29 protein-coding genes are annotated in these 19,226 nt (G+C 65.5%); all 29 read right to left on the reverse strand.

Annotation, left to right across the window (positions count from 1 at the left end; genetic code table 11):
- Positions 1-14: 14 nt before the first annotated feature.
- A complete protein-coding gene (gene rpsK / locus ACO057_RS05580; protein WP_421989468.1) occupies positions 15-413 on the reverse strand; it encodes a 30S ribosomal protein S11 in 399 nt (132 codons plus the stop codon).
- Position 414: 1 nt separating this feature from the next.
- Positions 415-792, reverse strand: a complete 378-nt coding sequence (rpsM, locus tag ACO057_RS05585; RefSeq protein ID WP_131550976.1) for a 30S ribosomal protein S13 — start codon at positions 790-792, stop codon at positions 415-417.
- 165 nt (positions 793-957) lie between these two features.
- Positions 958-1,611, reverse strand: coding sequence for an adenylate kinase (locus ACO057_RS05590; RefSeq protein ID WP_421989471.1), 654 nt, complete (start codon positions 1,609-1,611; stop codon positions 958-960).
- Between the two features lie 11 nt (positions 1,612-1,622).
- A complete protein-coding gene (secY, locus tag ACO057_RS05595) occupies positions 1,623-2,978 on the reverse strand; it encodes a preprotein translocase subunit SecY (RefSeq protein ID WP_421989473.1) in 1,356 nt (451 codons plus the stop codon).
- Positions 2,979-3,072: 94 nt separating this feature from the next.
- Complete coding sequence (gene rplO, locus ACO057_RS05600) at positions 3,073-3,555, reverse strand: 50S ribosomal protein L15 (RefSeq protein WP_421989475.1); 483 nt, start codon at positions 3,553-3,555, stop codon at positions 3,073-3,075.
- A gap of 34 nt (positions 3,556-3,589) precedes the next feature.
- Positions 3,590-3,778, reverse strand: coding sequence for a 50S ribosomal protein L30 (rpmD, locus tag ACO057_RS05605; RefSeq protein ID WP_421989477.1), 189 nt, complete (start codon positions 3,776-3,778; stop codon positions 3,590-3,592).
- Positions 3,771-4,400 carry a 30S ribosomal protein S5 gene (rpsE, locus tag ACO057_RS05610; RefSeq protein ID WP_421989479.1) on the reverse strand — a complete coding sequence of 210 codons (630 nt, stop codon included), beginning with the start codon at positions 4,398-4,400 and terminating at the stop codon, positions 3,771-3,773. Before rpsE ends, rpmD begins: the two co-directional genes overlap by 8 nt.
- 18 nt (positions 4,401-4,418) lie before the next feature.
- A complete protein-coding gene (gene rplR, locus ACO057_RS05615; protein ID WP_421989481.1) occupies positions 4,419-4,781 on the reverse strand; it encodes a 50S ribosomal protein L18 in 363 nt (120 codons plus the stop codon).
- Positions 4,781-5,314 (reverse strand): 50S ribosomal protein L6, encoded by a 534-nt coding sequence (rplF, locus tag ACO057_RS05620; RefSeq protein WP_421989483.1) that lies wholly within the window; start codon positions 5,312-5,314, stop codon positions 4,781-4,783. Before rplF ends, rplR begins: the two co-directional genes overlap by 1 nt.
- 13 nt (positions 5,315-5,327) lie before the next feature.
- Positions 5,328-5,726, reverse strand: coding sequence for a 30S ribosomal protein S8 (gene rpsH / locus ACO057_RS05625; RefSeq protein ID WP_421989485.1), 399 nt, complete (start codon positions 5,724-5,726; stop codon positions 5,328-5,330).
- 12 nt (positions 5,727-5,738) lie between these two features.
- Positions 5,739-6,044: a 30S ribosomal protein S14 gene (gene rpsN / locus ACO057_RS05630; RefSeq protein ID WP_421989487.1), complete on the reverse strand. Its 306-nt coding sequence runs from the start codon at positions 6,042-6,044 to the stop codon at positions 5,739-5,741.
- 55 nt (positions 6,045-6,099) lie between these two features.
- A complete protein-coding gene (gene rplE / locus ACO057_RS05635; protein ID WP_421989538.1) occupies positions 6,100-6,642 on the reverse strand; it encodes a 50S ribosomal protein L5 in 543 nt (180 codons plus the stop codon).
- Positions 6,643-6,785: 143 nt separating this feature from the next.
- The gene (gene rplX / locus ACO057_RS05640; protein WP_421989489.1) at positions 6,786-7,106 is read right to left on the reverse strand and encodes a 50S ribosomal protein L24; all 321 of its coding nucleotides are present in this window, start codon (positions 7,104-7,106) and stop codon (positions 6,786-6,788) included.
- A 2-nt stretch (positions 7,107-7,108) separates the two neighbouring features.
- On the reverse strand, positions 7,109-7,477 hold the full coding sequence (gene rplN, locus ACO057_RS05645) for a 50S ribosomal protein L14 (RefSeq protein WP_421989491.1): 369 nt from the start codon (positions 7,475-7,477) through the stop codon (positions 7,109-7,111).
- Complete coding sequence (gene rpsQ, locus ACO057_RS05650; protein WP_421989493.1) at positions 7,474-7,752, reverse strand: 30S ribosomal protein S17; 279 nt, start codon at positions 7,750-7,752, stop codon at positions 7,474-7,476. The genes rplN and rpsQ overlap by 4 nt, the downstream gene beginning before the upstream one ends.
- A 15-nt stretch (positions 7,753-7,767) precedes the next feature.
- Positions 7,768-7,974: a 50S ribosomal protein L29 gene (gene rpmC, locus ACO057_RS05655; RefSeq protein WP_421989495.1), complete on the reverse strand. Its 207-nt coding sequence runs from the start codon at positions 7,972-7,974 to the stop codon at positions 7,768-7,770.
- Positions 7,975-7,979: 5 nt separating this feature from the next.
- Positions 7,980-8,402 (reverse strand): 50S ribosomal protein L16, encoded by a 423-nt coding sequence (gene rplP / locus ACO057_RS05660; RefSeq protein WP_421989497.1) that lies wholly within the window; start codon positions 8,400-8,402, stop codon positions 7,980-7,982.
- Between the two features lie 11 nt (positions 8,403-8,413).
- Positions 8,414-9,091 carry a 30S ribosomal protein S3 gene (gene rpsC, locus ACO057_RS05665; protein WP_421989499.1) on the reverse strand — a complete coding sequence of 226 codons (678 nt, stop codon included), beginning with the start codon at positions 9,089-9,091 and terminating at the stop codon, positions 8,414-8,416.
- 1 nt (position 9,092) lies between these two features.
- On the reverse strand, positions 9,093-9,497 hold the full coding sequence (gene rplV, locus ACO057_RS05670) for a 50S ribosomal protein L22 (RefSeq protein WP_421989501.1): 405 nt from the start codon (positions 9,495-9,497) through the stop codon (positions 9,093-9,095).
- Between the two features lie 3 nt (positions 9,498-9,500).
- Positions 9,501-9,779, reverse strand: coding sequence for a 30S ribosomal protein S19 (gene rpsS / locus ACO057_RS05675; RefSeq protein WP_131550993.1), 279 nt, complete (start codon positions 9,777-9,779; stop codon positions 9,501-9,503).
- A 5-nt stretch (positions 9,780-9,784) separates the two neighbouring features.
- Positions 9,785-10,621 (reverse strand): 50S ribosomal protein L2, encoded by an 837-nt coding sequence (rplB, locus tag ACO057_RS05680; RefSeq protein ID WP_421989504.1) that lies wholly within the window; start codon positions 10,619-10,621, stop codon positions 9,785-9,787.
- Positions 10,622-10,624: 3 nt separating this feature from the next.
- Entirely contained in the window at positions 10,625-10,921 is a 297-nt protein-coding gene (locus tag ACO057_RS05685; protein ID WP_421989540.1) for a 50S ribosomal protein L23, read from the reverse strand.
- A 35-nt stretch (positions 10,922-10,956) separates the two neighbouring features.
- Positions 10,957-11,577 carry a 50S ribosomal protein L4 gene (rplD, locus tag ACO057_RS05690; protein ID WP_421989506.1) on the reverse strand — a complete coding sequence of 207 codons (621 nt, stop codon included), beginning with the start codon at positions 11,575-11,577 and terminating at the stop codon, positions 10,957-10,959.
- A gap of 10 nt (positions 11,578-11,587) precedes the next feature.
- Complete coding sequence (gene rplC / locus ACO057_RS05695) at positions 11,588-12,271, reverse strand: 50S ribosomal protein L3 (protein WP_421989508.1); 684 nt, start codon at positions 12,269-12,271, stop codon at positions 11,588-11,590.
- A gap of 10 nt (positions 12,272-12,281) precedes the next feature.
- Positions 12,282-12,590: a 30S ribosomal protein S10 gene (gene rpsJ, locus ACO057_RS05700; protein WP_131550998.1), complete on the reverse strand. Its 309-nt coding sequence runs from the start codon at positions 12,588-12,590 to the stop codon at positions 12,282-12,284.
- A gap of 16 nt (positions 12,591-12,606) precedes the next feature.
- Positions 12,607-13,794 carry an elongation factor Tu gene (gene tuf, locus ACO057_RS05705; protein WP_421989511.1) on the reverse strand — a complete coding sequence of 396 codons (1,188 nt, stop codon included), beginning with the start codon at positions 13,792-13,794 and terminating at the stop codon, positions 12,607-12,609.
- A 60-nt stretch (positions 13,795-13,854) separates the two neighbouring features.
- Positions 13,855-14,331 carry a 30S ribosomal protein S7 gene (rpsG, locus tag ACO057_RS05710; RefSeq protein ID WP_421989513.1) on the reverse strand — a complete coding sequence of 159 codons (477 nt, stop codon included), beginning with the start codon at positions 14,329-14,331 and terminating at the stop codon, positions 13,855-13,857.
- Positions 14,332-14,340: 9 nt separating this feature from the next.
- Positions 14,341-14,712 (reverse strand): 30S ribosomal protein S12, encoded by a 372-nt coding sequence (gene rpsL / locus ACO057_RS05715; protein ID WP_131546751.1) that lies wholly within the window; start codon positions 14,710-14,712, stop codon positions 14,341-14,343.
- A 289-nt stretch (positions 14,713-15,001) separates the two neighbouring features.
- Positions 15,002-19,183: a DNA-directed RNA polymerase subunit beta' gene (rpoC, locus tag ACO057_RS05720; protein ID WP_421989516.1), complete on the reverse strand. Its 4,182-nt coding sequence runs from the start codon at positions 19,181-19,183 to the stop codon at positions 15,002-15,004.
- Between the last annotated feature and the right edge of the window lie 43 nt (positions 19,184-19,226).

Consider the following 19,226-nt stretch of genomic DNA (forward strand, 5'->3'; position numbering starts at 1 on the left):
GGCCGCCGTTTGGATCAGACCCGCCGGCGCTTGCGCGGGCGGCAGCCGTTGTGCGGGATCGGCGTCACGTCGCGGATCGCCGTCACGTGGAAGCCCACGGTCTGCAGCGCGCGGAGAGCCGACTCGCGGCCCGAACCGGGACCCGACACCATGACCTCGACGGTCTCCATGCCATGCTCGCGCGCCTTCATGCCCGCGTCCTCGGCGGCCATCTGCGCGGCATAGGGCGTGCTCTTGCGGCTGCCCTTGAAGCCCTTCGAACCCGAGGACGACCAGGCAATGGAATTGCCCTGCGCGTCCGTGATGGTCACGATGGTGTTGTTGAAGGTCGCGAGAACATGCGCCACGCCGGAGCTGATGTTCTTGCGCTCCTTCTTGCGAGGGCGGTTCGAGGCATTGGGTGGGCGCGCCATCTTACTTCGTCACCTTCTTCTTGCCGGCAATGGCCACGGCCTTGCCCTTGCGCGTCCGCGCATTGGTGTGCGTGCGCTGACCACGGACCGGAAGGCCACGGCGATGACGCAGGCCGCGATAGCAGGCCATGTCCATCAGACGCTTGATGTTCATCGCAACTTCACGACGAAGGTCACCCTCGACGCGGTAATCACGATCGACAACCTCGCGCAGCTTCATGATCTCGTCATCGGTGAGCTGATTCACGCGGCGTTCGGCGGGGATGCCAACCTGCTCGCAAATCTGCTCGGCGTTCTTCGGACCGATGCCATAGATATAGCGCAGCGAGATCACCACGCGCTTGTTGGTGGGGATGTTCACGCCAGCGATGCGCGCCACGGTCCAGCTCCTGCAGGCCTTGCGGCCCCTAAATGGTTACCGCGCCACCGGGAATCCGGTGTTGCGGCGATACTTTCTGATCGAGCAAAGCGAAACACGGCCGAAACGTGCCTTGCACGCCGCGCCCGTGAGAGGCGGGGACTTAGGCCCAACCCCTCCTGTCCGTCAAGCACCCGAGGTCAGAATCCTCTCTAAATCCGACGTCACGGCGGACATTTCCGCCATGCCGTCGACGCTGCGCAGCTTATTCTGCGCTTCGTAGTAGGGCAGCAACGGCGCCGTCTGCCGGTGGTAGGCGGCCAGGCGGGCCCCCACAGTCTCGGCCTTGTCGTCGGCGCGCCGCGTGAATTCCGTGCCGCCGCAGACGTCGCAGACGCCCGCGGTCTTCGGCTGCTTGAAGGTGTCGTGATACCCCTCGCCGCACTTGGCGCAGGTATAGCGGCCCGAGATCCGCTCGACCATCTTCGCGTCGTCGACCTGGAGCTCGATCACATGGTCGAGCACCAGGCCCTTGCCCGCCAGCATGACGTCCAGGGCTTCGGCCTGGGGGGTCGTGCGGGGGAAGCCGTCCAGGATGAAGCCACGGGCCGCGTCAGGCTGCTCCACGCGGGCGGCCAGCATGGCGGTGATCACCGAGTCGGGGATCAGCTCCCCGCGCTCCATGATCGCCTTGGCCTCGAGACCGATGGCCGAGCCCGACTTCACCTCGGCCCGCAGCATATCGCCGGTAGAGATCTGGACCAGGCCGAAGCGCTCCTCGAGTCGCTTGGCCTGAGTTCCCTTCCCCGCGCCCGGAGGGCCCAGGAGGATGAGGTTCATCGTCATCGCGTCTATCTCGGACGGGGGCCGCGGCCGCCGAGGCGAGCCTTCTTGATCAACCCTTCGTACTGGTGCGCGAAGAGATGGGACTGGACCTGCGCCACCGTGTCCATGGTCACGGTCACGATGATGAGCAGCGAGGTGCCGCCGAAGTAGAAGGGCACGCCGTAATTCGAGATCAGGATCTCGGGGATGATGCAGACGATGACCAGATAGCCCGCCCCCATCACCGTCAGCCGTGTCAGCACGCGGTCGAGATAGTCCGCGGTCTGCTGGCCGGGCCGGATGCCGGGCACGAAGCCGCCGTGCTTCTTCAGGTTGTCCGCCGTCTCGGTCGGGTTGAACACCACGGCCGTGTAGAAGAAGGCGAAGAACACGATCAGGGCGATGTAGAGCGCCATGTAGAGCGGCTGGCCGTGGGCGAGCATGTTCGCCATCGTCTGCAGCCAGGTGTCGGACGTGCGGTCGGTGGAGAAGCCCGCGATGGTGGCCGGCAGCAGCAGAAGCGAGGAGGCGAAGATCGGCGGGATCACGCCCGAGGTGTTCAGCTTCAGCGGAAGATGCGTGTTCTCCCCGCCGAACATCCGATTGCCCACCTGGCGCTTGGGATATTGCACCGGGATGCGCCGCTGCGCCCTTTCCATGAAGACCACGAAGGCGATGGTGCCGACGGCGGCCGTCAGGAAGAAGATGATGAAGAAGGTCGAGAGCGCGCCCGTCCGCCCGAGCTCCAGCGTCGAGATCAGGGCCGAGGGGAGGTTCGCCACGATGCCCGCGAAGATGATCAGCGAGATGCCATTGCCCACGCCGCGCGCGGTGATCTGCTCGCCCAGCCACATCAGGAACATCGTTCCGCCGACCAGCGTGATGGTGGTCGAGATGCGGAAGAGCATGCCCGGGTCGATGACCGCCGGACCCGAATTGCCACGGACCGCCTCCAGCCCCACGCCGATGCTATAGGCCTGCACGATCGCGATGACCAAGGTCAGGTAGCGCGTGTACTGGTTGAGCTTCTTGCGCCCGCTGTCGCCCTCCTTCTTGAGGGCCTCCCAGCTGGGAATGGCCGCCGTCATCAGCTGCACGATGATGCTGGCCGAAATATAGGGCATGATGTTGAGCGCGAGCACCGTCATGCGCCCGAGCGCACCGCCGGTGAACATGTCGAACATGCCGAGGATGCCGCTGCCATGCTGGCGCAGCATTTCGCCCATCACGGCCGCGTCGACGCCCGGCACCGGCACGTAGGTGCCGATCCGGTAGACGATAAGAGCGCCGAGTGTGAACCAAATGCGGTTCTTGAGCTCGGTCGCCTTGGCGAGAACGCCGAAGTTCAGGCTATTGCCAAGCTGATCGGTGGCCGAGGCCATGCGTCTATCCTTCTCCGAGCGTCATGCGCCCGGGCCTATGGATAATGCCCGGGGGCGCCACGTTCCAGACCGGATAGGCGCCCCGCGCCCGGAATTACTCCGCGGCAGCTTCCACCACCGGGAGCGTCACCTTGCCGCCGGCAGCTTCGATCGCCGCGATCGCCGCCGCCGAAGCGCCAGTGACCGTGATCTGCACCGCACGCTTGATCTCGCCATTGCCCAGCAGGCGAACGCCCACGTACTTCTTGCCCTGGCGGACCACACCCGCGTCACGCAGGCTCACTTCGGTCACCGGCTCGCCGGCCTTCAGCTTGCCTTCCTCGAACGCCTTCTCCAGCGTGCCGAGGTTGATCGTCGCGTATTCGAGGCGGAAGATGTTCTTGAACCCGCGCTTCGGCAGACGCCGATAGATCGGGAGCTGACCACCTTCAAAGCCGTTCAGCGACACGCCGCTACGGGCCTTCTGACCCTTCACGCCGCGGCCGGCCGTCTTGCCCTTGCCCGAGCCGATGCCACGACCAACGCGCTTGAACTTCGGCCGCGCGCCGTCGTTGTCGCGCAATTCGTTGAGCTTCATGACCATGTCCTTCAGAGGTCCAACCGCAACGCGGTTAGCCCTCCACCTTCACGAGATGCGCAACCTTGCGGATCATGCCGCGAACAGCGGGCGTATCCTCCAGCTCACGCGTGCGGTTGATCTTGTTGAGGCCGAGCCCGACCAGCGTCGCCTGCTGGCCCGGCTTCTGGCCGTTGCCCGAGGAGATCTGCGTCACGCGGACCGTCTGCTTGCTCTCAGACATTGGTCACCTCCACGGTCTCGACGGCACCATCCTTGCGCGGGCCAAGCAGGTCGGCGACCTTCTTGCCGCGACGGTTCGCCACCGCGCGCGGGCTGGACGCCCGCGTCAGGGCGGCGAAGGTCGCCTTCACCATGTTATGCGGGTTGGTCGAGCCGGTGCACTTGGCCACGACGTCGCCCATGCCCAGGGTCTCGAAGACGGCGCGCATCGGGCCACCGGCGATGATGCCCGTACCGGCCGGAGCCGAACGCAGGATCACCTTGCCGGCGCCGAACTCGCCGACCACGTCGTGGTGCAGCGTGCGGCTTTCGCGCATCGGCACGCGGATCATGCCCTTCTTGGCACGCTCCGTCGCCTTGCGGATCGCCTCAGGCACTTCGCGTGCCTTGCCGCTACCCCAGCCCACGCGGCCCTTCTGATCGCCAACGACGACCAGCGCGGCGAAGCTGAAGCGACGGCCACCCTTCACCACCTTCGCGACGCGGTTGATGGTGACCAGCTTGTCCTGAAGCTCGTCGCCACCGTCCTGATGGGCCTGGGGCCCACGGTTGTTGTCGCGATCGCGGCCACGGCCGCGGCCCCGGTTCTCGCCTTCGCCGCCACTGCGCGGTTCACGTGCCATGTTCGATCTCCCCGCGGCTCAGAAGGAGAGGCCACCCTCGCGGGCGGCCTCCGCCAGAGCCTTGACGCGGCCATGATAGAGGAAGGGCCCGCGGTCGAAGACGACCGCGCTGACGCCGGCGGCGATCGCGCGCTCGGCCACCAGCTTGCCCACGGTGGTCGCGGCATCCTTGTCCGCGCCCGTCTTGAGCTCGCCGCGCAGATCCTTCTCGAGCGTCGAGGCGGCAGCAACCGTGCGGCCGGCCACGTCGTCGATGACCTGAGCGTAGATGTGGCGCCCGGAGCGGAACACCGACAGGCGAGGACGACCAGCGCCCTTGACCTTCAGCTGGTAGCGCAGACGAGCGCGGCGGCGCTGCCGCAATGCGATCTTGTCGGCCATTACTTCTTCTTCCCCTCCTTCCGGAGGATGACTTCGTTGTCGTACTTGATGCCCTTGCCCTTATAGGGCTCGGGACCACGATAGCCGCGGATCACGGCGGCGACCTGGCCAACCTGCTGCTTGTCCATTCCCTCGACCTTGATGGTCGTGGGCTTCTCGCAGGTGATCTTGATGCCGGCCGGCTGCGGGTAGCGGATCTCGTGGCTGTAACCGAGGTTCATCACGAGGTCGTTGCCCTGCATCGCGGCGCGATAGCCCGTGCCGGTGATTTCCATCGACTTCACGAAGCCGGTGGAAACACCCTGGACCATGCCGTTCAGCAGGCTGCGGGTCGTGCCCCAGAGGGTGCGGCTGCGGTTGTCGGAGCCCCGCGGAAGAATCGCGACCTCCTTCTCACGCACATCCACGTCAACGGAGTCCGTCAGGTCGAGCCGCAGCTCGCCCAGCTTGCCCTTGGCCACCAGCGTGCGGCCGGCCAGGGAGACCTGGACGCCTGCAGGAATGGGGACCGGATATTTACCAACGCGTGACATATCGGCCCCCTTCTCAGAATACGCGGCAGAGAACTTCGCCGCCAACATTGGCAGCGCGGGCCTCGCTATCGCTCATCACGCCACGGGGCGTGGACAGGATCTGGATGCCGAGGCCGTTGTAGAACTTCGGCAGCTCCTTGATCTTGGAGTAGACGCGACGGCCCGGCTTGGACACGCGCGCGATCTCCTTGATGGCGGGCTCGCCCTCGGAATACTTCAGCTCGATCTCGATCTGGCTGATGCCGGCGCGCAGTTCCTCCACGCGCCAGGCGCGGATGTAGCCCTCACGCTTGAGGACGTCGAGCACGTCGGTCTTGAGGCGGCTGGCGGGCGCGACGCAACGCGTCTGCCGGGCGCCATGCGCGTTGCGGATGCGGGTGAGCAGGTCGCCCAACGGGTCGGACATAGACATGTGCCGGGCTCCTTACCAGCTTGCCTTGACCACACCGGGGAGCTGGCCCTTGTTGGCCAGATCCCGCAGCATGTTGCGGCAAAGCTTAAACTTCCGGTAGTTGCCACGAGGGCGACCGGTGATCTCACAACGCAGGCGGACGCGGATCTTCGCGCCATTGCGCGGCATCTGCGCGAGCTTGAGGCTCGCCTCGAAGCGATCCTCGATGGGAGCCTCGCGGTCCATCACGGTCGACTTCAGGGCAGCGCGCTTCTTGGCGTGCTGTCCCGAGAGCTTCTCGCGATACTTGTTCTTCTCGACGGAAGAGGTCTTGGCCATTTGGTCTATGGTCCTCCGGAACCTGCCGGCTGCCAGCCGGCGGTTTTCCAATGATTCAGTTGACGAAGGGGAGATCGAAAGCCTTCAGCAGAGCCTTGGCTTCCTTGTCCGTCTTCGCCGTCGTGACGAACACGATATCCATGCCGCGCACCTGATCAACCTTATCATAGTTGATCTCGGGAAACACGATCTGCTCCTTCATGCCGAGAGCATAGTTGCCCCGGCCGTCGAAGCCACGGTTGCCCGGGATGCCGCGGAAGTCGCGAACGCGCGGGAGCGCGATCGTGACCAGGCGGTCCAGGAACTCGAACATGCGCGCCTTGCGGAGCGTGACCTTGCAGCCGATCGCCTGGCCTTCACGGATCTTGAAGCCGGCGATCGCCTTCTTCGCACGCGTGCGGACCGGCTTCTGGCCGGAAATCAGCGTGAGGTCGGCAACGGCGGCGTCCAGCTTCTTCTGGTCGCCCGCGGCCTCACCCACGCCCATGTTGATCACGATCTTCTGGAGCTTGGGAACCTCCATCACGTTCGGATAGGCGAACTCCTCCTGGAGCTTCGCCTTCACGACCGTGTTGTACAGTTCCTGCAGGCGCGTCAGCCCACCGGGACCCGCCTTCACCGGACCGGCGACGGCCGGAACGGCCTCCACGCGGCGGCTCGTCGTGTCAACGGCTTCCGGCTTCTTCGCGCTGGAGGCCGGCTTGTTCTTGTTGCCGGGCGCGTTGCCCTTCTTCGTCCCGCTCATGCGTCGAGCACCTCACCAGAGCCCTTGGCCACGCGAACCTTCTTTCCGTCGTCAAGGACGCGGAAACCGACGCGGGTGGGCTTGTCCGTCTTGGGATCGATCAGCGCCAGGTTCGACAGGTCGATCTTCGCCTCAATGGAGACGATGCCACCGGTCTCACCCACGCGCGTCTGCTTCGTGTGCTTCTTGACCAGGTGAACGCCCTGAACCACGGCGCGGTTCTCGGTCGGGATCACGCGGAGAACTTCCCCGCGCTTGCCCTTGTCGCGACCGGTGAGCACATGCACCCGGTCGCCCTTCTTGATCTTGGCGGCCATGGTTAGAGGACCTCCGGCGCCAGCGAGATGATCTTCATGAACTTGCGCGCGCGCAGCTCACGCACCACCGGTCCGAAGATGCGCGTGCCGATCGGCTCGCCCGCCTTGTTGATGAGCACGGCGGCGTTCCGGTCGAAGCGGATTGCCGAGCCGTCGGAACGGCGAACGGGATAGGCCGTACGCACGATGACCGCGCGCTCGACCGAGCCCTTCTTCACCTTGCCGCGGGGAATGGCTTCCTGCACGGCGACGACGATGATGTCGCCGACCGAAGCCGTCTTCCGCTTGGAACCGCCCAGCACCTTGATGCACTGAACGCGACGCGCGCCGGAATTGTCGGCGACGTCCAGATTGGCTTCAACGCCGATCATGCCGCAGCTCCTTCAAGGGCCGGCGCCTCGGCGAGCGGCGAGCCGTTGCGGGCAATCACCAGCCACGACTTGCGCTTGCTCAGCGGCGGGCATTCCTCGATGGAAACGAGGTCGCCCTCCTTGCAGAGGTTGAGTTCGTCATGCGCGGCGTACTTCTTCGAACGCCGGATGAACTTCTTATAGAGCGGATGCATCACGCGACGTTCGATCAAGACGGTAATCGTCTTGTCCATCTTGTCGCTGACGACCCGTCCGGTGAGGACGCGCTTCGGCATGGCCGGGGTCTCCTCTTATGCCTTGGCGGCCGTGCGCGAACGCTCGGCCAGGACGGTTTTCACACGGGCGATATCACGACGGACCACCTGAATGCGGCCCGTCGCCTCCAGCTGCCCGGTGGCACGCTGGAAACGAAGGTTAAACTGCTCCTTGCGAAGGTCGATCAGCATGCCGCCGAGCTCGTCCTCCGACTTGGTGCGGATATCCACGATTTTGCTCATGATTACTAGGCCTCCGCGCCGCCGAGGCGCGCAACGATCTTGGTCCGGATCGGCAGCTTGGCGGCGCCGAGCGTCAGTGCCTCCTTGGCCGTCTCGAGCGGCACGCCGTCGATCTCGAACATGATGCGGCCGGGCTTCACCCGAGCCACCCAGAATTCCGGCGCGCCCTTGCCCGAGCCCATGCGGACTTCAGCGGGCTTGGTCGAGACGGGCACGTCCGGGAAGATGCGGATCCACACGCGGCCAGCGCGCTTCATGGCGCGCGTGATGGCGCGGCGAGCGGCCTCGATCTGGCGCGCAGTGACGCGCTCCGGCTCGAGAGCCTTCAGGCCATAGCCACCGAAGGACAGCGTGAAGCCGCCCTTGGCAACGCCCTTGATCCGGCCCTTGTGGGCCTTCCGGTAATTGGTACGCTTCGGCTGCAACATTTCAGTTCACCTTAACGCTGCGGCGCTTGTTCTTGAGCGCGCTTGTCCTGTGCGCTCGGATCATGGGCCATGATCTCGCCCTTGAAGATCCAGACCTTCACGCCGCATGTACCGTAGGTCGTCTTCGCCGTCGCCACGCCGTAGTCGATATCGGCGCGAAGCGTGTGCAGGGGCACGCGGCCTTCGCGATACCACTCCATACGCGCGATCTCGGCGCCCCCCAGACGGCCGGAGCAGTTGATCCGGATGCCCAGGGCGCCCAGACGCATGGCGGACTGCACGGCGCGCTTCATCGCACGGCGGAAGGCCACGCGGCGCTCCAGCTGCTGGGCGATGCTCTCGGCCACGAGAACGCTATCGAGCTCCGGCTTGCGGATCTCGAGGATGTTCAGCGAGACCTCGGCGCCGGCACGAGCCGACAGCTCCTTGCGGAGGCTGTCGATGTCGGCGCCCTTCTTGCCGATGACGACGCCGGGGCGAGCGGCATGGATCGTCACGCGCGGCTTCTTGGCCGGACGCTCCACCACCACCTTCGACACGCCGGCGGACTTCAGCCGCTCCTTCAGCGTCTCGCGAAGCTTCAGGTCGTCGTGCAGCTGCTTGGCATAGCCACGGTCCGCGAACCAGCGGCTGTCCCAGGTCCGGTTGATGCCGAGCCGCAGGCCGATCGGATTGACTTTGTGACCCATATTATGCGGCCCCCACTTCATTCGACGCCGCCGGCGCCTGCTGCTCAGCCACGACGATCTTGAGGTGACTGAACCACTTCTCGATGCGCGAGGACTTGCCGCGGCCACGTGCAGCGAAGCGCTTCATCACGATCGAACGGCCCACTTCCGCCTTGGCGACGACCAGGCGGTCGACGTCGAGCTGGTGGTTGTTCTCGGCGTTGGCGATCGCGCTCTCGAGCGTCTTCTTCACCGTCTGCGCGATGCGGCGCTTGCTGAACGCCAGCGTGGCGACTGCTTCCTGGACCTTGTTGCCGCGGATCATCGCGGCAATGAGGTTCAGCTTACGCGGGCTCACGCGGATGTTGTGCGTGATGGCCTGCGCCTCGGAATCCGCGAGCCCGCGGGCATGCTTCGGCTTGCTCATGGCTTAGCCCCGCTTCGCCTTCTTGTCGGCCGAGTGACCACCGAAGGTCCGCGTCGGCGAGAATTCGCCGAGCTTATGGCCAACCATGTTCTCGGAAACCTGGACCGGCAGGAACTTCTTGCCGTTGTAGACGCCGAACGTCAGTCCGACGAACTGCGGCAGGATCGTGCTGCGGCGCGACCAGGTCTTGATGAGCTCGTTGCGGGTGGACGACCGGGCGGCCTCCGCCTTCGCGAGCAGATAGCCGTCCACGAACGGCCCTTTCCATACACTGCGCGGCATCGCGATCAGCCCTTCGTCGCGTTGCGGCGGCGCACGATATTGCGATCCGTCCGCTTGTTGTTGCGCGTCTTCGCACCCTTGGTCGGCTTGCCCCACGGCGTCACGGGATGACGGCCACCGGAAGTCCGGCCCTCGCCACCACCATGCGGGTGATCGACGGGGTTCATCACAACGCCGCGCTGATGCGGCTTGCGTCCGAGCCAGCGGCTGCGACCCGCCTTGCCCAGCTCCTGGTTGCTGTTGTCCGGGTTGGACACGGCGCCAATGGAGGCGATGCACTCGCCGCGCACGACGCGCACTTCGCCGGACATCAGCTTGATCTGCGCCAGGCCGGCATCCTTGCCCACCAGCTGCGCGAAGGTGCCCGCGGAGCGCGCGACCTTGCCGCCGGCGCCCGGCTTCAGCTCGATGTTGTGGATCACGGTCCCGACCGGGATCGAACCCAGCGGCATCGCATTGCCCGGCTTGATGTCGACCTTGTCGCCGGCAACCACGACATCACCCACCTTGAGGCGCTGCGGCGCCAGGATGTAGGCAATCTCGTTGTCCTGGTACTTCACCATCGCGATGAAGGCCGTGCGGTTCGGATCGTACTCGATGCGCTCGACGGTCGCGGGGATGCCCCACTTCGCGCGGCGCTTGAAGTCGACGATGCGGTAGGACTGCTTGTGACCGCCCCCACGGAACCGGACGGTGATCCGGCCGTGATTGTTGCGACCGCCGGAGTGGCTCTTGCCCTCCGTCAGCGCCTTCACGGGCTTGCCCTTCCACAGGCCGGACCGGTCGATCAGGACCGTGCCGCGCGAGCTCGGCGTGGTCGGATTGAAATGCTTGAGCGCCATGGCTTAGCTGAGCCCCGTGGTCAGATCGATGCTCTGGCCTTCGACCAGGCGCACCATCGCCTTCTTCCAGTCAGAACGCTTGCCGGGACGACCCTTGAAGCGCTTCGTCTTACCCTTGACGAGCAAGGTGTTCACCGCGAGCACGCTCACGCCGAACAGGCCTTCGATCGCCTGCTTGATCTCGGGCTTGGACGCGTCGATCGCCACGCGGAACGCGTATTGACCGACCTCGCTCATGAGGGTCGCCTTCTCGGTCACCAGCGGGGAGAGGATGCACTGGTACATCCGCTCCTTGCTGATGGCCGGCGCGGCCTTCGGCTTGCTGAACGTCGCGCTCATGCCAGGCGCTCCTTCAGGGCTTCCACGCCAGCGCGGGTCAGGACCAGCACATCGTGGTTGAGGATGTCATAGACGTTCGCGCCGATCGTGGGCAGCACGTCCAGACCGGGGAGGTTGCGCAGCACGCGGAGGAAGTTGGCATCCACGGTCGCGTCGATGACGAGCGCCTTCGTCCAGCCCAGCGCCTTGACGCGCTTGGCCATGGCGGAGGTCTTCGCGCTCTCGTCCGCGGTCGCGGTGTCGAGCACGATGAGCTTGCCGTCGGCGGCCTTCTGGCTGAGCGCGGAGATGAGGCCGAGGCGGCGCACCTTCTTGTTCAGCGAGTAGCCATGGTCGCGAACGACCGGACCGTGCACCACGCCGCCCTTGCGGAACTGCGGAGCGCGGAGCGAGCCCTGGCGGGCCGAACCCGTGCCCTTCTGGCGGTACGGCTTCTTGGTCGTGCCGGACACTTCGCCCATGCCCTTGACCTTGTGCGTGCCCGCGCGGCGCTTTGCGAGCTGCCAGTGGACGACGCGGGCCATGATGTCAGCGCGGGGAGCGGCGCCGAACAGATCGTCCGGCAGCTCGGCCTCGCCGGCCTGCGCATTGTCCAGCGTGATGACGGAAACTTGCATTGTCCTACCCTTAGACCGTCGCCGTGGGGAACGGCGCATCGGCGGGACGCGCGCGCTTCACGGCGTCACGCACCAGCACATAGCCGCCGGCGGAACCCGGAATGCAGCCCTTGATGAGCAGCAGGCCACGCTCGGCATCGTGACCAGCGATCACGAGGTTCTGCGTGGTGATGCGCTCGACACCGAGATGACCGGCCATCTTCTTGTTCTTGAAGGTCTTGCCCGGATCCTGGCGGTTGCCGGTCGAACCGTGCGAACGGTGGCTGATCGACACGCCGTGCGAGGCTTCGAGACCCGAGAAGTTCCAGCGCTTCATGGCGCCGGCAAATCCCTTGCCCTTCGAAGTGCCGGTCACGTCGACCTTCTGGCCCGTCACGAAATGCGCGCCGGAAAGCACGGTGCCCGCGGCGATCAGCGCCTCGGCATCCACGCGGAACTCGGTGAGCTTCATCGGAGCCTCGACGCCGGCCTTCGCGAAGTGACCGCGGTTGGCCTTCGTCACATTCTTCGGCTTCGCCTTGCCGATGCCCACCTGAAGAGCGGTGTAGCCATCGGTCTCCGCGGTGCGCTGCGCGATGACACGCACTGCATCGAGATGCAGCACCGTCACCGGCGTCGTAGAGCCGTCGTCATTAAACAGCCGAGTCATGCCGAGCTTGCGCGCGATCAGCCCGGTGCGGACCTGGGTCGCCATGGTTCCGTCCTCAGATCTTGATCTCGACGTCCACACCGGAGGCCAGGTCGAGCTTCATCAGCGCGTCCACGGTCTGCGGGGTGGGGTCGACGATGTCGAGGAGCCGACGGTGCGTCCGAATTTCGAACTGCTCCCGGCTCTTCTTGTCCACGTGGGGCGAGCGGTTCACGGTGAAACGCTCGATCTGCGTCGGCAGCGGGATGGGCCCGCGCACGCGCGCACCGGTCCGCTTCGCGGTCTGCACGATCTCCCGCGTGCTACCATCGAGCACGCGGTGATCGAACGCCTTGAGGCGAATGCGGATATTTTGGCTGTCCATGGTGGATTTTGCCCGCTTACTTCGCGATGGACGCGACGACGCCGGCGCCGACGGTGCGGCCACCTTCGCGGATGGCGAAGCGCAGGCCCTCATCCATCGCGATCGGCGCAATCAGCTCGACGTCCATCGACACGTTGTCGCCCGGCATCACCATCTCGACGCCCTCGGGAAGCTGCACGATGCCCGTCACGTCCGTCGTCCGGAAGTAGAACTGCGGACGATAGTTCGTGAAGAACGGCGTGTGACGGCCACCCTCTTCCTTCGTCAGGATGTAGGCCTCGGCCTTGAACTTCGTGTGCGGCGTGATCGAACCCGGCTTGGCCAGAACCTGGCCGCGCTCCACGTCCTCACGCTTCGTGCCACGCAGCAGCGCGCCGATGTTGTCGCCAGCCTGTCCGCTGTCCAGCAGCTTGCGGAACATCTCGACGCCCGTGACCGTCGTCTTCACCGTGTCCTTCAGGCCGATGATCTCGACTTCCTCGCCGACCTTCACCACGCCGCGCTCCACGCGGCCCGTGACCACCGTGCCGCGACCCGAGATCGAGAACACGTCCTCGACCGGCATCAGGAACGGACGGTCGATCGCGCGCTCGGGCTGCGGGATGTAGCTGTCCACCGCCGCCATCAGCTCGATGATCGCGTTCTCGCCGATCTCGGGCGTCTTGTCCTCGAGCGCCGCGACCGCGGAGCCCTTGATGATGGGGATGTCGTCGCCCGGGAACTGGTAGGACGAGAGCAGCTCGCGCAGCTCCATCTCCACCAGCTCGACCAGGTCGGGGTCGGCCAGATCCATCTTGTTGAGGAACACCACCAGCGCGGGCACGCCAACCTGGCGGGCCAGCAGGATGTGCTCGCGCGTCTGGGGCATCGGGCCGTCGGCCGCCGAGCACACCAGGATCGCGCCGTCCATCTGCGCCGCGCCCGTGATCATGTTCTTCACGTAGTCGGCGTGGCCGGGGCAATCGACGTGCGCGTAGTGGCGGTTCGCCGTCTCGTACTCGACGTGCGCCGTCGAGATCGTAATGCCGCGAGCCCGCTCCTCGGGTGCCTTGTCGATCTGGTCGTAGGCGGTGAACGACGCGCCACCGGACTTCGCCAGGACCTTCGTGATCGCCGCCGTCAGGGACGTCTTGCCATGATCGACATGGCCGATCGTCCCAATATTGCAGTGCGGCTTGTTCCGCTCAAACTTAGCCTTGGCCATCGTCGTGCATCCAATCCAAAAGGGGTGTTACCCGCGCGCCTGAGCGCGCCCTGTCATCTGTTACCAGCGGTAGTGGCTGAAGGCCTTGTTGGCTTCGGCCATCCGGTGCGTGTCTTCGCGCTTCTTCACAGCCGTGCCGCGGTTGTTCACCGCGTCCATCAGCTCCGCCGAAAGGCGCTCTTCCATCGTGCTCTCGCCGCGCTTGCGGGCGGCATCGATCAGCCAGCGAATGGCCAGCGCCTGGCGCCGCTCGGGGCGAACCTCGACGGGCACCTGGTAGGTGGCACCACCGACGCGGCGCGAACGCACCTCGACGGCCGGCTTCACATTGTCCAGCGCCTCGTGGAACAGGCGAAGCGGGTCGGCATTGACGCCACCCTTGCGCTTCAGCGTGTCCATGGCGGCATAGACGATGCCTTCCGCGGCGCTCTTCTTACCGTCGTACATAAGCACGTTCATGAAACGGCTCAGGACAACATCGCCGAACTTCGGATCCGGCAGGACTTCGCGCTTTTCCGCGCGGTGACGACGAGACATCTCAGTTCCTCACTTCGGCCGCTTGGCGCCGTAGAGCGAACGCCGCTTGCGGCGCTTCGGCAGGCCCTGCGTATCGAGGACGCCGCGCAGAATGTGGTAGCGAACGCCGGGAAGATCCTTAACGCGGCCGCCGCGGATGAGCACAACGGAGTGCTCCTGCAGGTTATGGCCCTCGCCAGGGATGTAGCTCACGACTTCGAAGCCGTTGGTCAGGCGGACCTTGGCGACCTTACGCAGAGCCGAGTTCGGCTTCTTCGGCGTGGTCGTATAGACGCGCGTGCAGACGCCGCGCTTCTGCGGGCAGCCTTCGAGAGCCGGAACCTTGTTCTGGCTACGGCGCGGCTCGCGCCCCTGCGCGATGAGCTGGTTGATCGTCGGCATGACGCCCCTTCGTAAACCCGTTCAGTGCGATCCGCCCGCCAAACGACGTAGAGCCCGACGGGCGCTTTCGCGCTCCGAACGGGCTACCGCGTCAACCCCGGGCCTGAGCGACCTCCGAAACGGAAATCGTGGCGACCGAAGCAAGGCGTTTGAACCAACATGCCAGGGGACCATCTCTGATCGTCCCGGCGAGTTGCGCGTCTTACCACCCCCTCAGGCAGAGTCAAGCGATGAGGGGGTGATTCGCAGGACGGAGGAGACGCACGGCCCCCGCCCTTTCCGCATACCGCTATTCGGCGGCTGCGGGGCTCTTCTCCGGCTCGGGAAGAGCCGGCGTCGCAGGCAGGCGGCCGCTGTCGCGCTTCGCCGCCAGGATCTTCAGGCGGTTCATCACGGAGCCCGTGCCCGCTGGAATCAGGCGGCCCACGATGACGTTTTCCTTGAGGCCGGCCAGCGTATCCACCTTGCCGGCCGTGGCCGCCTCGGTGAGCACTCGGGTGGTCTCCTGGAAGGACGCCGCCGAGATGAAGCTCTGCGTCTGCAGCGAGGCCTTGGTGATGCCCTGGAGCACCGGCTCGGCCCTCGCGGGGCGCTCGCCGAGCTTCAGGCGCTTGTCGTTCTCCGCGTCGAACTCGAAGCGGTCGACCTGCTCGCCGATGAGATAGGTCGTCTCGCCACCATCGAGAATCTCAACCTTCTGCAGCATCTGGCGAACGATCACCTCAATGTGCTTGTCGTTGATCTTCACGCCCTGGAGCCGGTAGACGTCCTGGATCTCGTTGACGAGGTAGTTCGCCAGCGCCTCGACGCCCAGCACGCGCAGGATGTCGTGCGGCACGCGCGGCCCGTCGACCAGGGGGTCGCCCGCCTTCACGTAGTCGCCCTCCTGCACCGAGACGTGCTTGCCCTTGGGCACCAGGTACTCGCGCTCGATCGCGGGCTCGTCGCCCATGGGCTCGCTCTTCACGATGACCCGGCGCTTGGCCTTGTAGTCCTTGCCGAACTCCACGCGACCGTCGATGTCGCTGATGATCGCGGCATCCTTCGGACGGCGGGCCTCGAAGAGCTCCGCCACGCGCGGCAGACCGCCGGTGATGTCACGCGTCTTGGACGATTCGCGGGGCATGCGCGCCACCACGTCACCGGCCTCGACCGTCGCGCCGTGGTCCACGCTCAGCACCGTGTCGGGGCTGAGGAAGTAGCGGGCCTCGGTGCCGTTCGGCAGCTTCATGATCTCGCCGCGGGCGTCCTTCATGACGATGCGCGGGCGAAGGTCGACCGACTTGGCCGAGCCCTTGTAGTCGACCACCACCTTGGAGGTCAGGCCCGTCACGTCATCGGTCCGCTCGACGAGGGTGATGCCCTCGATGAGGTCGTTATATTCGACCTTGCCCTCGCGCTCCGTGATGATCGGAAGGGTGAAGGGATCCCAGTCGGCGAGCTTCTGGCCACGCACGACGCTGACGCCGTCCGTGATCAACATGCGCGCGCCGTAGGGCACGCGGAAGCGGGCGCGCTCACGGCCATTGGCGTCGAGGAGCGCCACTTCGCAGTTACGGCTCATGACGATCGGCGCGCCCGAGCTGTTGGTCACCAGCTGCAGGTTATAGAGCTTGGTCGTCGCATCGACCGTCGCTTCCACGGCCGACTGCTCGGCGCCACGCTGCGCCGCACCGCCGATGTGGAAGGTACGCATGGTCAGCTGCGTGCCCGGCTCGCCGATGGACTGCGCGGCGATGACGCCCACCGCCTCGCCCATGTTCACCGGCGTGCCGCGGGCCAGATCGCGGCCGTAGCAATGGCCGCAGACGCCCTGGAGCGATTCGCAGGTCAACACCGAGCGGATCTTCACCCCCTCGACGCCGGCCTTCTCGATGCGCTCGGCATCGGCTTCCTCGACCAGCATGTTGTTCGCGACGAGGATCTCGCCCGTCGCCGGGTCGATCACGTCTTCCTGCGTCGTACGGCCCAGGATGCGCTCGGAGAGCGAGGACACCACGTCGCCGCCATCCATGATGGCGCGCACGTTGAGGCCACGCTCGGTCCCGCAATCCTCTTCCATGATGATGCAGTCCTGCGCCACGTCGACGAGACGCCGCGTCAGGTAACCCGAGTTGGCCGTCTTCAGCGCCGTGTCGGCGAGGCCCTTACGGGCGCCGTGCGTCGAGTTGAAGTACTCGAGGACGGTGAGGCCTTCCTTGAAGTTCGAGATGATCGGCTGCTCGATGATCTCGCCCGAGGGCTTGGCCATCAGGCCGCGCATGCCGGCCAGCTGGCGCATCTGCGCCGGCGAACCACGCGCGCCGGAGTGAGACATCATCCAGACGGAGTTGGTCGGCTTGCCGATCTCCTGCTTCTGAATCTCCTTCATCATCGCGGTCGCGACGGAATCCGTGCAGCGCGACCAGGCGTCGACCACCTTGTTGTAGCGCTCGCCCGAGGTGATGAGGCCGTCGAGGTACTGCTGCTCGAACTCCTTCACTTCCGCCTTGGTCGTCGCGATGAGCCCCTCCTTCTCGGCGGGGATCATCATGTCGTCCTTGCCGAAGGAGATGCCCGCCTTGGCCGCGTGCTTGAAGCCGAGGCCCATCAGGCGGTCGGCGAAGATCACCGACTCCTTCTGGCCGCAATGGCGGTAGACGGCGTCGATCACGTCCGAGATGGACTTCTTGGTCAGCAGGCGGTTGATCAGCGAGAAGGGCAGCGCGGGGTGCTTGGGCAGGAGCGCGCCCATGAGCATGCGGCCCGGCGTGGAGATGACCCGCTCGACGATCGGCTTGTTGTCGGCATCGACCGTGGCGCGGCGCGTCAGGATCTTGCTGTGGATGGTCAGCGCGCCCACGGACAAAGCGTGCTCGATCTCACCGATATCGGTGATGCGCGGCGCCTTGTCGTCCTCGGCAGCCCGGAACTCGGGCGTGTCGATGCTGAGGTAGTACAGGCCGAGCACGATATCCTGCGACGGCACGATGATCGGCTTGCCGTTCGCGGGCGAGAGGATGTTGTTGGTCGACATCATCAGCACGCGCGCTTCCAGCTGAGCCTCGAGGCTCAGGGGGACGTGCACGGCCATCTGGTCGCCGTCGAAGTCGGCGTTGAAGGCGGTGCAGACCAGCGGGTGCAGCTGGATCGCCTTGCCCTCGACGAGCACGGGCTCGAAGGCCTGGATGCCCAGGCGGTGCAGCGTGGGCGCCCGGTTCAGCATGACCGGGTGCTCGCGGATGACCTCTTCCAGGATGTCCCAGACCTCGGGACGCTCCTTCTCGACCATCCGCTTCGCCTGCTTGATGGTGCTGGCGTGGCCGTACTTCTCGAGCTTCGAGTAGATGAAGGGCTTGAAGAGCTCGAGCGCCATCTTCTTGGGCAGGCCGCACTGGTGCAGCTTCAGCTCGGGACCCACCACGATGACCGAACGGCCCGAGTAGTCCACGCGCTTGCCGAGAAGGTTCTGACGGAACCGGCCCTGCTTGCCCTTCAGCATGTCGGACAGCGACTTCAGCGGGCGCTTGTTGGCGCCCGTGATCGCGCGGCCGCGACGGCCGTTGTCGAACAGCGCATCGACCGATTCCTGCAGCATGCGCTTCTCGTTGCGCACGATGATGTCGGGCGCGCGCAGCTCGATCAGCCGCTTGAGGCGGTTGTTGCGGTTGATGACGCGGCGATACAGGTCGTTCAGATCCGAGGTCGCGAAGCGGCCGCCGTCCAGCGGCACCAGCGGGCGCAGCTCGGGCGGGATGACCGGCACGACATCGAGGATCATCCACTCGGGACGAGCACCCGAGTCATTGAAGGCCTCGATCAGCTTCAGGCGCTTGACGAGCTTCTTGCGCTTGGCCTCGGAGGTGGTTTCCTTCAGCTCGGCGCGCAGGCGCACGCCGTCCTTGGCCATCTCCATGCCATGCAGGATCTCCTTCACGGCCTCGGCACCGATGCCGACGCGGAAGGCGTCCTCGCCGAATTCGTCCTGCTTGGAGACGAACTGGTCCTCGTTCAGCAGCGAATGCAGCTTGAGGTCCGTCAGGCCCGGCTCGAGCACCACGTAGGACTCGAAGTACAGAACCTTCTCCAGTTCCTTCAGGGTCATATCGACCATGAGGCCGACGCGGCTCGGGAGGGACTTCAGGAACCAGATGTGGGCAACGGGGGCCGCAAGCTCGATATGGCCCATGCGCTCGCGCCGGACCTTGGCGAGCGTGACTTCCACGCCGCACTTCTCGCAGACGATGCCGCGGAACTTCATCCGCTTGTACTTGCCGCACAGGCACTCGTAGTCCTTGATCGGACCAAAGATGCGCGCGCAGAACAGCCCGTCCCGCTCCGGCTTGAAGGTGCGGTAGTTGATCGTCTCGGGCTTCTTAATCTCGCCATAGGACCAGGAGCGGATCTGCTCCGGCGACGCCATGGAGATCTTGATCTGGTCGAAAGTCATCGCCTGGCCGGTCTGGCCCAGGATCTTCATCAGCTCGTTCATGCCGCCTCGCTCTCCGCCCGACGCTTGCGCCGGGCCATGCATG

It is taken from the genome of Roseococcus sp. (assembly GCF_965227005.1).
In the GTDB taxonomy this organism is placed as follows: domain Bacteria; phylum Pseudomonadota; class Alphaproteobacteria; order Acetobacterales; family Acetobacteraceae; genus Roseococcus.

What these genes read in the sequence shown, in the direction of transcription:
- rplN (WP_421989491.1), bottom strand. Translation starts at nt 7,477, where the DNA reads ATGATCGGCGTTGAAGCCAATCTGGACGTCGCCGACAATTCCGGCGCG.
- ACO057_RS05590 (WP_421989471.1), bottom strand. Translation starts at nt 1,611, where the DNA reads ATGAACCTCATCCTCCTGGGCCCTCCGGGCGCGGGGAAGGGAACTCAG.
- rpsJ (WP_131550998.1), bottom strand. Translation starts at nt 12,590, where the DNA reads ATGGACAGCCAAAATATCCGCATTCGCCTCAAGGCGTTCGATCACCGC.
- rplO (WP_421989475.1), bottom strand. Translation starts at nt 3,555, where the DNA reads ATGAAGCTCAACGAATTGCGCGACAACGACGGCGCGCGGCCGAAGTTC.
- rplP (WP_421989497.1), bottom strand. Translation starts at nt 8,402, where the DNA reads ATGTTGCAGCCGAAGCGTACCAATTACCGGAAGGCCCACAAGGGCCGG.
- rpsN (WP_421989487.1), bottom strand. Translation starts at nt 6,044, where the DNA reads ATGGCCAAGACCTCTTCCGTCGAGAAGAACAAGTATCGCGAGAAGCTC.
- rplB (WP_421989504.1), bottom strand. Translation starts at nt 10,621, where the DNA reads ATGGCGCTCAAGCATTTCAATCCGACCACGCCGAGCTCGCGCGGCACG.
- secY (WP_421989473.1), bottom strand. Translation starts at nt 2,978, where the DNA reads ATGGCCTCGGCCACCGATCAGCTTGGCAATAGCCTGAACTTCGGCGTT.
- rpsS (WP_131550993.1), bottom strand. Translation starts at nt 9,779, where the DNA reads ATGCCGCGCAGTGTATGGAAAGGGCCGTTCGTGGACGGCTATCTGCTC.
- rpsC (WP_421989499.1), bottom strand. Translation starts at nt 9,091, where the DNA reads ATGGGTCACAAAGTCAATCCGATCGGCCTGCGGCTCGGCATCAACCGG.
- rplX (WP_421989489.1), bottom strand. Translation starts at nt 7,106, where the DNA reads ATGGCCGCCAAGATCAAGAAGGGCGACCGGGTGCATGTGCTCACCGGT.
- rplD (WP_421989506.1), bottom strand. Translation starts at nt 11,577, where the DNA reads ATGCAAGTTTCCGTCATCACGCTGGACAATGCGCAGGCCGGCGAGGCC.
- tuf (WP_421989511.1), bottom strand. Translation starts at nt 13,794, where the DNA reads ATGGCCAAGGCTAAGTTTGAGCGGAACAAGCCGCACTGCAATATTGGG.
- rpsG (WP_421989513.1), bottom strand. Translation starts at nt 14,331, where the DNA reads ATGTCTCGTCGTCACCGCGCGGAAAAGCGCGAAGTCCTGCCGGATCCG.
- rpsH (WP_421989485.1), bottom strand. Translation starts at nt 5,726, where the DNA reads ATGTCTATGTCCGACCCGTTGGGCGACCTGCTCACCCGCATCCGCAAC.
- rplV (WP_421989501.1), bottom strand. Translation starts at nt 9,497, where the DNA reads ATGAGCAAGCCGAAGCATGCCCGCGGGCTCGCGGATTCCGAGGCGCAG.
- rpsE (WP_421989479.1), bottom strand. Translation starts at nt 4,400, where the DNA reads ATGGCACGTGAACCGCGCAGTGGCGGCGAAGGCGAGAACCGGGGCCGC.
- rplF (WP_421989483.1), bottom strand. Translation starts at nt 5,314, where the DNA reads ATGTCACGCGTTGGTAAATATCCGGTCCCCATTCCTGCAGGCGTCCAG.
- rpsQ (WP_421989493.1), bottom strand. Translation starts at nt 7,752, where the DNA reads ATGCCGAAGCGCGTCCTCACCGGACGGGTCGTCAGCGACAAGATGGAC.
- rpoC (WP_421989516.1), bottom strand. Translation starts at nt 19,183, where the DNA reads ATGAACGAGCTGATGAAGATCCTGGGCCAGACCGGCCAGGCGATGACT.
- rplC (WP_421989508.1), bottom strand. Translation starts at nt 12,271, where the DNA reads ATGGCGACCCAGGTCCGCACCGGGCTGATCGCGCGCAAGCTCGGCATG.
- rplR (WP_421989481.1), bottom strand. Translation starts at nt 4,781, where the DNA reads ATGGCCGACAAGATCGCATTGCGGCAGCGCCGCCGCGCTCGTCTGCGC.
- rpmD (WP_421989477.1), bottom strand. Translation starts at nt 3,778, where the DNA reads ATGTCTGAGAGCAAGCAGACGGTCCGCGTGACGCAGATCTCCTCGGGC.
- rpsK (WP_421989468.1), bottom strand. Translation starts at nt 413, where the DNA reads ATGGCGCGCCCACCCAATGCCTCGAACCGCCCTCGCAAGAAGGAGCGC.
- rpsL (WP_131546751.1), bottom strand. Translation starts at nt 14,712, where the DNA reads ATGCCGACGATCAACCAGCTCATCGCGCAGGGGCGCGAGCCGCGCCGT.
- rpmC (WP_421989495.1), bottom strand. Translation starts at nt 7,974, where the DNA reads ATGAGCAAAATCGTGGATATCCGCACCAAGTCGGAGGACGAGCTCGGC.